The sequence below is a fragment of the Pseudomonas sp. RIT-PI-r genome (genome assembly GCF_001297015.1).
In the GTDB taxonomy this organism is placed as follows: Bacteria; Pseudomonadota; Gammaproteobacteria; order Pseudomonadales; family Pseudomonadaceae; genus Aquipseudomonas.
Window position 1 is genome coordinate 190,224 of record NZ_LIGE01000047.1, and the last position, 12,713, is coordinate 202,936.

General features: G+C 59.2%; 10 protein-coding genes. All 10 read right to left on the reverse strand.

Annotated elements, in window-relative coordinates:
- Position 1 precedes the first annotated feature (1 nt).
- Positions 2-1,633 carry a CTP synthase gene (locus AK821_RS28255; protein WP_053117648.1) on the reverse strand — a complete coding sequence of 544 codons (1,632 nt, stop codon included), beginning with the start codon at positions 1,631-1,633 and terminating at the stop codon, positions 2-4.
- A 274-nt stretch (positions 1,634-1,907) separates the two neighbouring features.
- Positions 1,908-3,236 (reverse strand): tRNA lysidine(34) synthetase TilS, encoded by a 1,329-nt coding sequence (gene tilS, locus AK821_RS28260; RefSeq protein WP_064393177.1) that lies wholly within the window; start codon positions 3,234-3,236, stop codon positions 1,908-1,910.
- Between the two features lie 131 nt (positions 3,237-3,367).
- Positions 3,368-4,315 (reverse strand): acetyl-CoA carboxylase carboxyltransferase subunit alpha, encoded by a 948-nt coding sequence (locus AK821_RS28265; protein WP_064393178.1) that lies wholly within the window; start codon positions 4,313-4,315, stop codon positions 3,368-3,370.
- A gap of 139 nt (positions 4,316-4,454) precedes the next feature.
- Positions 4,455-7,976 (reverse strand): DNA polymerase III subunit alpha, encoded by a 3,522-nt coding sequence (gene dnaE, locus AK821_RS28270; RefSeq protein WP_064393179.1) that lies wholly within the window; start codon positions 7,974-7,976, stop codon positions 4,455-4,457.
- A 76-nt stretch (positions 7,977-8,052) separates the two neighbouring features.
- Positions 8,053-8,679 (reverse strand): ribonuclease HII, encoded by a 627-nt coding sequence (rnhB, locus tag AK821_RS28275; RefSeq protein WP_064393180.1) that lies wholly within the window; start codon positions 8,677-8,679, stop codon positions 8,053-8,055.
- 11 nt (positions 8,680-8,690) lie between these two features.
- Entirely contained in the window at positions 8,691-9,821 is a 1,131-nt protein-coding gene (lpxB, locus tag AK821_RS28280; protein ID WP_064393181.1) for a lipid-A-disaccharide synthase, read from the reverse strand.
- A 2-nt stretch (positions 9,822-9,823) separates the two neighbouring features.
- A complete protein-coding gene (lpxA, locus tag AK821_RS28285) occupies positions 9,824-10,600 on the reverse strand; it encodes an acyl-ACP--UDP-N-acetylglucosamine O-acyltransferase (protein WP_064393182.1) in 777 nt (258 codons plus the stop codon).
- On the reverse strand, positions 10,597-11,037 hold the full coding sequence (fabZ, locus tag AK821_RS28290) for a 3-hydroxyacyl-ACP dehydratase FabZ (RefSeq protein WP_025110881.1): 441 nt from the start codon (positions 11,035-11,037) through the stop codon (positions 10,597-10,599). Before fabZ ends, lpxA begins: the two co-directional genes overlap by 4 nt.
- Positions 11,038-11,143: 106 nt before the next feature.
- A complete protein-coding gene (lpxD, locus tag AK821_RS28295; RefSeq protein ID WP_064393183.1) occupies positions 11,144-12,199 on the reverse strand; it encodes a UDP-3-O-(3-hydroxymyristoyl)glucosamine N-acyltransferase in 1,056 nt (351 codons plus the stop codon).
- 3 nt (positions 12,200-12,202) lie between these two features.
- Positions 12,203-12,706, reverse strand: a complete 504-nt coding sequence (locus AK821_RS28300) for an OmpH family outer membrane protein (protein WP_007908849.1) — start codon at positions 12,704-12,706, stop codon at positions 12,203-12,205.
- Positions 12,707-12,713 lie beyond the last annotated feature (7 nt).

Consider the following 12,713-nt stretch of genomic DNA (forward strand, 5'->3'; position numbering starts at 1 on the left):
GTTACGCCTTCTTCTGGTGTTGAGCCAACGCTGCTTTGACGAAACCGCTGAACAGCGGGTGGCCATCGCGTGGTGTCGAGGTGAACTCAGGGTGGAACTGGCAAGCGACGAACCATGGGTGATCGGCCGCTTCTACCACTTCAACCAGCGCTGCGTCAGCCGAGCGACCGGAGATTTTCAGGCCGGCTTCGATCAGTTGTGGCAGCAGCTTGTTGTTCACTTCGTAACGGTGACGGTGACGCTCGACAATCACATCCTTGGCGTAACAGTCATGCACCTTGGAGCCAGCTTCAAGCAGGCATTCCTGAGCGCCGAGGCGCATGGTGCCGCCCAGATCGGACGCTTCGGTACGCACTTCAACGGCGCCGGTCGCGTCTTCCCACTCGGTGATCAGACCGACAACCGGGTGACCGCTGGCGCGGTCGAACTCGGTGGAGTTGGCGTCTTTCCAGCCCATGACGTTACGAGCGAACTCGATGACCGCCACTTGCATGCCCAGGCAGATACCCAGGTAGGGAACCTTGTTTTCGCGAGCGTACTGCACGGCAGTGATCTTGCCTTCCACGCCGCGCAGACCGAAGCCGCCCGGTACGAGGATCGCGTCGACACCTTCGAGCAGCGCAGTGCCTTGATTTTCGATGTCTTCGGAGTCGATGTAACGCAGGTTGACCTTGGTGCGGTTGCTGATGCCGGCATGACTCATCGCTTCGATCAGCGACTTGTAGGCGTCCAGCAGTTCCATGTACTTGCCGACCATGGCAATCGTCACTTCGTGTTCCGGGTTCAGCTTGGCGTCAACCACCGCTTCCCACTCGGACAGATCGGCACTACCGCACTGCAGACCGAAACGCTCAACGACGAAATCGTCCAGACCCTGCGAGTGCAGGATGCCTGGGATCTTGTAGATGGTGTCGGCGTCTTCCAGCGCGATCACCGCACGTTCTTCAACGTTGGTGAACTGAGCGATCTTGCGACGCGACGAGATGTCGATCGGGTGATCGGAACGGCACACCAGCACGTCTGGTTGCAGACCGATCGAACGCAGTTCTTTTACCGAGTGCTGAGTTGGCTTGGTCTTGGTCTCGCCTGCGGTGGCGATGTACGGAACAAGCGTCAGGTGCATCAGCATCGCGCGCTTGGCGCCGACTTCGAAACGCAGTTGACGGATCGCTTCGAGGAACGGTTGCGACTCGATGTCACCGACGGTGCCACCGATTTCGACCATGGCCACGTCAGCATCGCCAGCACCCTTGATGATGCGGCGCTTGATTTCGTCGGTGATGTGCGGAATCACCTGGATGGTTGCACCCAGGTAGTCACCACGGCGCTCTTTGCGCAGCACGTGTTCGTAGACACGGCCAGTGGTGAAGTTGTTGTTCTGGGTCATGGTCGTGCGGATGAACCGCTCGTAGTGGCCCAGGTCCAGGTCGGTCTCGGCGCCGTCGTGGGTGACGAACACTTCACCGTGCTGGAACGGGCTCATGGTGCCCGGGTCAACGTTGATGTACGGATCCAGCTTAAGCATGGTGACCTTAAGCCCCCGCGCCTCCAGGATAGCCGCCAATGAAGCCGAGGCAATGCCTTTCCCCAATGAAGAAACAACACCGCCCGTGACGAATATGTAGCGCGTCATGAAAAACCCTAGAAGTCTGCGTTAAAGCGGTACGAGCCGCCGGGGAAAGCGAAGGAAGGCCGAAGCCCCCGATCACCTGCATTAATCACAGTGCACCTTTCAAAAAAACCGCCGCGTTGGGACAGACCGGCAGATGAAACGCCGGTACGTTGCTCGCTACACATTTTTTGGAATCGCCCAGCAAAGACTGCTTGGTAATCGGCAACTCCTGCAATTCAGGCGAATCCACAGAAGTTGTATCAAGAAGGGAGCGTAGTCTACCGGAATGCTCCTTTCAGCTCAAACCTTGATCTTCGTCTGTTGGCTGCCAATGCAATTTCCAACCGCCGTGCCCATCGCCATCAAGCCCCGGCAGGTTCGCCACCGCGAGCAATTCGTCACCGCGAAACAGCAGCGGCAATCTGCCACGCACGAACCCCGGTACCGCGCGCTCATTGAACAGGCGCTTGAGGTCGCGATGACCTCGATCGGCCAGTTGCATCACTTCGCCACCCTGACGAAAGCCAATGCGCAACGGCCCAGCGGGAGCCTGCCCGCTGAACATGACACGTCCGTTATCGGCCAAGCGTAGCGCTGACGACGGCGTCTGCCACTCACATCCGATCACTGGCGCGCACAACCAGGCATCGCTGAGCCACCAGACCCGACCGGCGCTGCGGTGCAGCTCGCCATCGGCCAGTCGCCAGATTGGCGAGGCATCATGAGCGGCCTCGCAGAGATCGCTCCAACCCGACCAATGGTCGGTGTCAGGCAAACGAGTCAGTGGCTCGAGCCAATGGCTGATCGCGTTTCGTTGACGCGCAACCGACAGAGCGGTCAGCGGTGTCAACTCCAGCGACGGTAATCCCAGCCATTGGAAATCATGGGAGGTCGCGGCCTGCGCCAGGTCCATCTGCGCCAGCTCATCGAGCAACCCCTGCGCTTCACGCTGATGCGCGGCACTGCGAGCCATGCTCGCCTGCGCTTGCGGCCAGCGCCCGGTCAGCAGCGGCATGACTTGATGGCGTAGATAATTGCGCGAGAATTGCCGATCCTGATTGGACGGGTCTTCGATCCAGTTCAATTGATGAGCCTGTGCGTACGCCTCCAGCTCGGCTCGGGAGATGTCCAGCAACGGACGAACGAGCGTGCCCTGCCCCACTGACCGCTGCGCCGGCATCGCAGACAACCCGCGTACACCCGCGCCGCGCAATAGCCGGAACATCAGTGTTTCCGCCTGATCATCGCGATGTTGACCGGTGAGCAACACATCATTGGCTTGCGTCAGAGAACTGAACACCGCGTACCGTGCATCCCGCGCCGCCCGCTCCAGGCTAGCACCCGATTGCACCTTCACCCGCTCGACCAGCAGGGGCACACCCAGCGCATCACAAACGGACTGGCAATGTTGCGGCCATGCATCAGCTACAGCCTGAAGGCCGTGATGGATATGGACAGCGCTTAGCGGAGGGAGGGATTCGGATTTCGCCAGAGAGGCAAGCAGATGGAGCAGGACAGTGGAGTCGAGGCCACCGGAGAAGGCGATACGCCAATGAGCGGCATTGCGCCAAGGCTCAAGGTTGAGCAACAGCCGGGAAGGCAAATCAATCATGGACTGACCCATATTTAACTCTTTGCCCCAAACAAATGTAGGAGTGAGCCTGCTCGCGATAGCGGTGTGACAGCCAACACATTGGTTGAATGTTACGCCCTCATCGCGAGCAGGCTCACTCCTACAGGGGTACTGCGTTCGACTTAGAGGCCGTAGCTCATCAGTCGATCATAACGGCGCTTCAACAGCGCTTCGTTATCGAACTTCTTCAGCATCGCCAGTTGCGAGCTCAGCTCGGCACGGATCGACGCAGCCGCAGCGGCTGGATCACGGTGCGCGCCGCCCAGAGGTTCGCCAATCACCTTGTCGACGATGCCCAGGCCTTTCAGACGCTCAGCAGTGATGCCCATCGCTTCAGCAGCATCCGGCGCTTTTTCCGCGGTTTTCCACAGGATCGACGCGCAACCTTCCGGCGAGATCACCGCGTAGGTCGAGTACTGCAGCATGTTCAGCTGATCGCAGACGCCAATCGCCAGCGCACCGCCGGAACCACCTTCACCAATAACGGTGGCGATGATCGGGGTCTTCAGACGCGCCATCACGCGCAGGTTCCAGGCGATCGCTTCGCTTTGATTGCGCTCTTCAGCATCGATGCCAGGGTAAGCACCCGGAGTGTCGATGAAGGTCAGGATCGGCATTTTGAAACGCTCGGCCATCTCCATCAGACGGCAAGCCTTGCGGTAGCCTTCCGGACGCGGCATGCCGAAGTTGCGGCGCACCTTCTCGCGCACTTCGCGGCCTTTCTGGTGACCGATGATCATCACCGGCTGGTCTTCCAGGCGGGCGATACCACCAACGATGGCGGCGTCGTCAGAGAAGTGACGATCGCCGTGCAGTTCGTCGAACTCGGTGAAGATGTGCTGAATGTAGTCGAGGGTGTACGGGCGTTTCGGGTGACGCGCCAGGCGTGCGATCTGCCAGCTGGTCAGCTTGCCGAAGATGTCTTCGGTCAGCGTTTTGCTCTTGTCCTGCAGGCGGGAGATCTCATCGCCGATATTCAGCGAATTGTCATTACCGACCAAGCGCAACTCTTCGATCTTGGCTTGCAGGTCGGCGATCGGCTGTTCGAAATCTAGAAAATTCGGGTTCATAGGCGTCCGTCTTGGGTCGTGTCCCAAATGAGCTTGGGCCGGCCGGTTGTCTATTCGCGCCCTACCTTAAGGGAGAGGCGCGCTGAGGTCGAGATTAAAAATTCAGGTTGCGGGCAAGCGCCATGAGGGCACTTGCCGGTCAACGGTATTGGAGGAAGACGTTGTCTCGCCCGAACTGGTCACGCAGTGCTTGAATCAACGCATCTGCCGGGTCGATCCGCCAGGTCTCGCCAAACTGCAGCAAGGTCTTCGCATCCGGGCTGGTGTATTCCATGGTCACCGGGCATGCACCGCGATGACGCTTGAGCAAATCACCCAACCAGCGTAGCTGATCGCCTTTCAGATCCTGGGTTTGCAGCTTCAGGCGCAAGCTCTCGGCAAGGTTGGTGCGCGCATCTTCCATGCTCATCACTCGCTTGACCCGCAGGCGCAGGCCACCGGAGAAGTCGTCGTTGCTGACCTCGCCTTCGACCACCACCATCGCGTCGGTCTGCAACAACGATTGCGCCGAATGGAACGCATCGGCAAAAAGCGACGCCTCGATGCGCCCCGAGCGGTCATCGAGGGTGATGAAACCCATCTTGTCGCCCTTCTTGTTCTTCATCACCCGCAGGGCAATGATCATCCCCGCGATGGTCTGGGTATCCCGGGCCGGTTTCAGGTCGATGATGCGCTGACGGGCGAAACGGCGGATCTCGCCTTCGTATTCGTCGATCGGATGACCGGTCAGATACAGGCCCAAGGTGTCTTTCTCACCCTTGAGGCGTTCCTTCAGGGTCAGTTCCTTGGCCTTGCGATGCACTGCGTAAACATCAGCGTCTTCCTCGACAAACAGCCCGCCAAACAGGTCGGCGTGACCACTGTCGTGAGTGCGCGCGGTCTGTTCTGCGGACTTGATCGCTTCTTCCATTGCAGCCAGCAGCACCGCGCGGTTGCGGTCGATGTTGGCCTGATAAGCCTTTTGCTCTTCATGGAAGAACGGGCCGAGACGATCCAGCGCACCGCTGCGGATCAAACCGTCGAGTGTGCGCTTGTTGATGCGTTTGAGGTCGACCCGCGCGCAGAAATCGAACAGATCCTTGAACGGCCCGTCCTCACGCGCCTCAGTAATCGCTTCAACGGGCCCCTCGCCCACACCCTTGATCGCGCCGAGACCGTAAATGATGCGGCCTTCGTCGTTCACCGTGAACTTGAATTCCGAAGTATTCACATCCGGCGCGTCGAGACGCAGCTTCATGGTGCGAATTTCTTCGATCAAGGTCACGACCTTGTCGGTGTTGTGCATGTCCGCCGACAGTACCGCGGCCATGAACGGTGCCGGGTAGTGAGTCTTCAGCCAGGCAGTCTGGTACGAAACCAGGCCGTAAGCGGCGGAGTGAGACTTGTTGAAGCCGTAACCGGCGAATTTTTCCACCAGGTCGAAAATGTTACCGGCCAGGTCGGCATCGATATTGTTGGTCTTGCAACCCTCAATGAAACCGCCGCGCTGCTTGGCCATTTCTTCGGGCTTTTTCTTACCCATCGCCCGACGGAGCATGTCCGCACCGCCGAGGGTGTAACCGGCCATGACCTGGGCAATCTGCATCACCTGTTCCTGATACAGGATGATGCCGTACGTCGGCGCCAATACCGGCTTGAGGCCTTCGTATTGATAGTCGGAGTGCGGATACGCCAGCTCGGCGCGACCGTGCTTACGGTTGATAAAGTCGTCAACCATGCCCGATTGCAGCGGGCCCGGACGGAACAGGGCCACCAGTGCGATCAAGTCTTCCAGGCAGTCGGGCTTGAGCTTTTTGATCAGCTCTTTCATGCCGCGCGATTCAAGCTGGAACACCGCTGTGGTTTCAGCTTTTTGCAACAGCGTGTACGTCGGCTTGTCGTCGAGCGGGATGAACGCGATGTCCAGCGGCGGCTCGTCGACCTTGGCACGGTCGCGGTTGATGGTCTTCAGCGCCCAGTCGATAACCGTCAGCGTCCGCAGACCAAGGAAGTCGAACTTCACCAGACCCGCGGCCTCAACGTCATCCTTGTCGAACTGGGTTACCAGACCGTCACCGGCCTCGTCACAATAGATCGGCGAGAAGTCAGTCAGCTTGGTCGGGGCGATAACCACACCACCGGCGTGTTTACCGACGTTACGCACCACGCCCTCGAGCTTGCGCGCCATCTCCCAGATTTCTGCGGCCTCTTCATCGACCTTGATGAAGTCACGGAGGATCTCTTCCTGCTCGTAGGCTTTTTCCAGGGTCATGCCGACTTCGAACGGAATCATCTTCGACAGACGATCCGCCAAACCGTAGGACTTGCCCTGCACCCGCGCCACGTCGCGCACCACAGCCTTGGCGGCCATGGAACCGAAGGTGATGATCTGGCTTACCGCGTTGCGCCCGTATTTCTCGGCCACGTAATCAATTACGCGGTCACGACCGTCCATGCAGAAGTCGACGTCGAAGTCGGGCATCGAGACCCGTTCCGGGTTAAGGAATCGTTCGAACAGCAGGTCGTATTCCAGCGGATCGAGGTCGGTGATCTTCTGCACGTAGGCCACCAGCGAGCCCGCACCCGAACCACGGCCCGGACCTACCGGTACGCCGTTGCTTTTGGCCCACTGGATAAAGTCCATAACGATCAGGAAGTAACCGGGAAAACCCATCTGGATGATGATATCCAGTTCGAAATTCAAGCGATCAACGTAGACCTGGCGCTTGGCTTCGTAGTCTTCGGTGGTGTCCTTGGGCAGCAGCACCGCCAGGCGCTCTTCGAGACCGTCGAAGGAGACTTTGCGGAAGTACTCGTCGATGGTCATGCCATCGGGAATCGGGAAGTTGGGCAGGAAGTGCGTGCCCAGTTTGACTTCGATGTTGCAGCGCTTGGCGATCTCGACGGTGTTTTCAATCGCGTCGGGAATGTCGCTGAACAGCTCGATCATTTCCTCGGCGCTTTTGAGGTATTGCTGATCGCTGTAATTCTTCGAACGCCGCGGATCGTCAAGGGCGCGGCCCTCACCGATGCAGACGCGGGTTTCGTGGGCGGCGAAGTCTTCCTGCTTGATGAAGCGCACATCGTTGCTCGCCACCAGCGGCGCACCAAGTTTGTCGGCAAGCGCTACGGCACCGTGCAGTTGCTCTTCATCGTTAGGACGATTGGTGCGCTGGATTTCCAGATAGAAACGATCCGGGAACACCGTCATCCATTCACGCGCCAAGGCTTCGGCTTCTGCCGGGTTGCCACCGATCAAGGCCATGCCGATCTCGCCTTCTTTGGCGGCGGACAGCATGATCAGGCCTTCATTGGCCTCGGCCACCCATTCGCGCTCGACGATGATCATGCCGTTGCGCTGACCTTCGATAAAGCCGCGCGAGATCAACTCGGTAAGATTGCGATAGCCCTTGGCGTTCATCACCAACAGGCTGAGCCGGCTCAGCGGTGCGTCCGGGTCTTTGTTCGACAGCCACAGGTCGGCGCCGCAGATCGGCTTGATGCCGGCGCCCATGGTGTTTTTATAGAATTTGACCAGGGAACACATGTTGTTCTGGTCGGTGACCGCGACCGCCGGCATGTTCATGGCGGTCAGCGCCTTGACCAGCGGCTTGATCCGTACCAGCCCGTCGACCAGCGAGTATTCAGTGTGCAGGCGTAGATGAACGAATGAAGCCGGCATAGTGATCCTGTCCAGTTACATAGAGACAACAAGGCCCGGATTGTACCGGGCCTCGAGCAAAACATCAGCCTTGCGACTAAACCTGCGTCAGGCCTTCGAGCACTTCATAAGCCTGACGCACCGGGGCGAACGAGCGCCGGTGAATCGGCGTCGGGCCAAGCCGCACCAACGCTTCCAGATGAACGGGCGTCGGGTAGCCTTTATGACCGCCGATGCCGTAACCCGGGTAGATCAATTCGAACGCGGCCATTTCACGATCACGACTGACCTTGGCCAGAATCGACGCGGCAGCAATGGCCGGCACCTTGCCGTCGCCCTGCACCACGGCTTCGGCGCGCATCGGCAGTTGCGGGCAACGGTTGCCGTCGATCATCGCCAGTTTCGGCTGGATGTGCAGACCGGCGACCGCGCGCTGCATGGCCAGCATGGTCGCGTGGAGGATATTCAGCTCGTCGATTTCTTCGACTTCGGCGCGGGCGATGCACCAGCTCAGGGATTTCTCGATGATCTCGTCGTAGAGCTTTTCGCGCTTGGCTTCAGTGAGTTTCTTCGAGTCGTTAAGGCCGAGAATCGGCCGGTTCGGATCGAGGATCACCGCTGCCGTCACCACGGCGCCGCACAACGGGCCGCGCCCGACTTCATCGACACCGGCGACCAGTTCTTCGACTTCGGCGACCAAGGTGAAATCCAGGCCCATCTGCATGCTTGTCTTGCTCATCGTGTCTGACCGATCAGGTTAAGGACGGCGTCCGCCGCCTGATTGGAAGCGTCCAGCCGCAGCGTGCGGTGGATTTCGTCGAAACCACGGGTCTGCTCTTCGCCGCCTTCAATCAGCGGCGACAAGGTCTGAGCCAGTGCTTCGACTGTCGCATCATCCTGCAACAATTCTGGCACCAGCAAGCGCTGGGCGAGGAGGTTCGGCAAAGACACGTACGGGCTCTTGACCATGCGCTTGAGAATCCAGAACGTCAGCGGTGCCAGGCGGTAAGCCACGACCATTGGCCGTTTGTACAGCAGCGCTTCGAGGGTCGCGGTGCCAGAGGCGATCAACACCGCGTTGCATGCGGCCAGCGCCAGATGCGACTTGCCATCGAGCAGGGTTACCGGCAGATCGCGGCCGGCGAGCAACTCTTCAAGCTGCGCGCGACGCTCCGGGTTGGCACACGGAATGACAAAGCGCACACCTGGGCGCATGGCGCGCAGACGTTCGGCGGTGTCGAGAAACAAGGCGCCCAATCGGGACACTTCGCCGCCACGGCTACCGGGCATCAACGCTACCAGCGGCCCGTCGGGCAGGCCCAACTCGGCGCGCGCCGCAGCGCGATCGGCCTCCAGTGGAATGGTATCGGCCAGCGTGTGGCCGACGAACCGCACCGGCACGCCCTTCTCTTCGTAGAATTTTGCTTCGAACGGCAGCAGCGTCAGCATCAGATCGCAGCCTTCGCGGATCTTCAGCACACGCTTCTGCCGCCACGCCCATACCGACGGGCTGACGTAATGCACGGTCTTGATCCCGGCCTGACGCAGCTTCAGTTCGATATTGAGGTTGAAGTCGGGGGCATCGATGCCGATGAACACATCCGGTTTCTCGGCGATCAGCGTGGCGATCAAGTCTTTGCGGCGCTTGAGCAGCTCGCGCAGACGTCCGAGGACTTCGACCAGGCCCATGACCGACAAACGCTCCATGGGAAAGTAGGAGGTCAGGCCTTCAGCCTGCATCAGCGGGCCGCCGACGCCGATGAACTCGACCGCCGGATGCTGTGCCTTGAGGGCCCGCATGAGACCCGCGCCGAGAATGTCACCGGAAGCTTCACCCGCCACCAGCGCAATACGCAGATTGGCCATGATCAGCGAGTGATGCCGCGAGTCGACGACTGGATGGAGTCACGGAATATCGCGACTTCCGGAAACTGTGCCGCCGGCTCAACCAGCTCAGCCAGTGCCTGCTCGACCGTCAGCCCTTGGCGGTACACGGTTTTGTAGGCGCGACGCAGGGTGTGGATGGCGTCTTCACTGAAACCACGGCGACGCATGCCTTCGAAGTTCATGCTGCGCGCTTCGGCCGGGTTGCCAAACACGGTGACGAACGCTGGCACATCCTTGCCGATGGCGGTGCCCATGCCGGAAAAGCTGTGGGCGCCGATGTGGCAATACTGGTGAACCAGAGTGAAACCGGAAAGGATCGCCCAGTCATCAACGTGCACATGGCCAGCCAATGCAGTGTTGTTGACCAGAATGCAGTGGTTGCCGATGACGCTGTCGTGACCGATGTGGGCATAGGCCATGATCAGGTTGTGATCGCCCAGGGTAGTTTCCGAACGGTCTTGAACAGTGCCACGGTGAATGGTCACGCCTTCACGGATGACGTTGTGGTCACCGATGACCAGACGGGTCTCTTCACCTTTGTACTTCAGATCGGGCGTGTCTTCGCCTACCGAGGAAAACTGGTAGATGCGATTGTGCTTGCCGATACGCGTCGGGCCTTTGAGGATTACATGCGGCCCGATCACGGTCCCCTCGCCGATTTCCACACCTGCGCCGATGATCGACCACGGGCCGACCTCGACGCCGTCAGCCAGAACGGCCGACGGATCGATGATTGCGCGAGGGTCAATCAAACTCATAGCTTGCGTTCCGCACAGATGATTTCAGCCGAGCAGACTGGCTTGCCATCGACCGAAGCCTGGCACTCGAACTTCCAGATCTGACGCTTGCAGCTGATGAACCGGGCTTCGAGGATCAACTGGTCGCCCGGCAGCACAGGCTGACGGAAGCGCAGTTTGTCGGAACCGACGAAGTAGTAAAGCGTGCCGTCGGCAGGCTTCACATCAAGCATTTTAAAACCGAGGATCCCGGCAGCCTGAGCCATCGCTTCGATGATCAGTACGCCTGGCATGATTGGATGCGCCGGGAAGTGACCATTGAAGAACGGTTCATTGATGCTGACATTCTTGTAGGCGCGAATGCGCTTGCCTTCAGTGTCCAGTTCCACCACCCGGTCCACCAGCAGGAACGGGTAACGGTGAGGCAGGTATTCGCGAATCTCGTTGATGTCCATCATTTCGGGGGGAAGCCTATGTAAAGATTGGGAGCGCGACTGACGCGCACTCCTCTAGCAAATCAAGGAGGCAGTCTAGAGGCTGTGCACACTTGATATGGAAATGGTATCAGCCATCTGATGAAGCATTGCCGTCAGGGGTCACTTCCCCTACGCGCTTTTCCAGCTGTTTCAAACGTCGCGCGATGTCATCGAGCTGACGGATGCGGGCCGCGCTTTTGCGCCATTCGGCCGCCGGTTGCATGGCTGTACCGGAAGAGTAGGCGCCCGGCTCGGTAATCGAGTGGGTCACCATGGTCATCCCGGTGAGGAAAACGTTGTCGCAAATATCAATGTGGCCAACCAGACCAACACCGCCGGCGAGCATGCAGTGCTTGCCGATTTTGGTGCTGCCGGAGATACCGACACACGCGGCCATCGCGGTGTGATCACCGACCTGGACGTTATGCGCAATCTGAATCTGGTTGTCGAGCTTCACACCATTACCGATTACGGTGTCGGCGAGCGCACCACGGTCGATCGCGGTATTTACACCAATCTCGACATCGTCGCCGATGGTCACGCCGCCAATCTGGGCGATTTTCTGCCAGATGCCTTTTTCGTTGGCGAAGCCGAAGCCCTCACCACCGAGTACCGCACCGGACTGGATCACTACACGCTTGCCGATGCGCACGTCGTGATACAGGGTCACGCGCGGCGCAAGCCAGCCGCCTTCACCAATTTCACTGCGCGCACCGATGAAGCAATGTGCACCCAAGGTCACTTGAGCACCGATCTGCGCACCTGCTTCGATCACCACGAACGGGCCGATGCTGGCGGTTGGATCAACCACTGCATCGTCCGCAATGACCGCCGATGGGTGGATACCCGCCGCGGCTTTTGGTTTGGGGTCGAACAAGTGCGAGATACGCGCGTACGCCAGATAAGGATCAGGCACGACCAACGCATTACCGGCGAAACCTTCGGCGTCAGCTTCCTTGAGCAACAGGGCTGCTGCCTGCGAACCCGCCAGGTACTTGCGATATTGAGGATTTGCCAGAAAGCTCAACTGAGCTGGGCCAGCCTCTTGCAAAGTGGCTAGCCCAGTAATTTGCTTCTCCGGGTCGCCACGCAGGGTGGCGCCGAGGAACTCGGCCAACTGGCCGAGCTTTATAGTCACGGTCATGGGTTACTTCAGCTGATTCATGCGCTCGATAACCTGGCGCGTGATGTCGTACTGAGGTTTGACATCGATCACTGCGCCACGCTCGAACACCAGGTCAAAACCACCTTTCTTGATGACTTCTTCCACTGCGCTATCCAGTTTCGGCTTCAGTTGCTTGAGCATTTCGCGGTCGGCAACAGCCTTGGCTTCGTTCAGTTCTTTGGACTGGAACTGGAAATCACGGGCCTTTTGCTTGAACTCCAGCTCCAGACGCTCACGTTCGCCTTGCTGCATCTTGTCGCCACCAGCCATCAGACGGTCCTGAATGCCTTTGGCGCTGCTTTCCAGGGTTTTCAGCTTGGTCAGTTGCGGACCGAACTTCTTCTCGGCATCCACGGCGTACTTCTTGGCCGCGTCAGATTCCAGCAAAGCCATCTGATAGTTCAGAACGGCGATTTTCATGTCGGCAAATGCCGGGCCTGCCACCATCAAGGAGGCCAGGAGAACCAATTGAGTCAACTTACGCACGATGCAC

Excerpts from the sequence above, each read along its gene's own strand:
- AK821_RS28255 (WP_053117648.1), bottom strand. The coding sequence starts at position 1,633 with ATGACGCGCTACATATTCGTCACGGGCGGTGTTGTTTCTTCATTGGGG.
- tilS (WP_064393177.1), bottom strand. The coding sequence starts at position 3,236 with ATGGGTCAGTCCATGATTGATTTGCCTTCCCGGCTGTTGCTCAACCTT.
- AK821_RS28265 (WP_064393178.1), bottom strand. The coding sequence starts at position 4,315 with ATGAACCCGAATTTTCTAGATTTCGAACAGCCGATCGCCGACCTGCAA.
- dnaE (WP_064393179.1), bottom strand. The coding sequence starts at position 7,976 with ATGCCGGCTTCATTCGTTCATCTACGCCTGCACACTGAATACTCGCTG.
- rnhB (WP_064393180.1), bottom strand. The coding sequence starts at position 8,679 with ATGCAGATGGGCCTGGATTTCACCTTGGTCGCCGAAGTCGAAGAACTG.
- lpxB (WP_064393181.1), bottom strand. The coding sequence starts at position 9,821 with ATGGCCAATCTGCGTATTGCGCTGGTGGCGGGTGAAGCTTCCGGTGAC.
- lpxA (WP_064393182.1), bottom strand. The coding sequence starts at position 10,600 with ATGAGTTTGATTGACCCTCGCGCAATCATCGATCCGTCGGCCGTTCTG.
- fabZ (WP_025110881.1), bottom strand. The coding sequence starts at position 11,037 with ATGATGGACATCAACGAGATTCGCGAATACCTGCCTCACCGTTACCCG.
- lpxD (WP_064393183.1), bottom strand. The coding sequence starts at position 12,199 with ATGACCGTGACTATAAAGCTCGGCCAGTTGGCCGAGTTCCTCGGCGCC.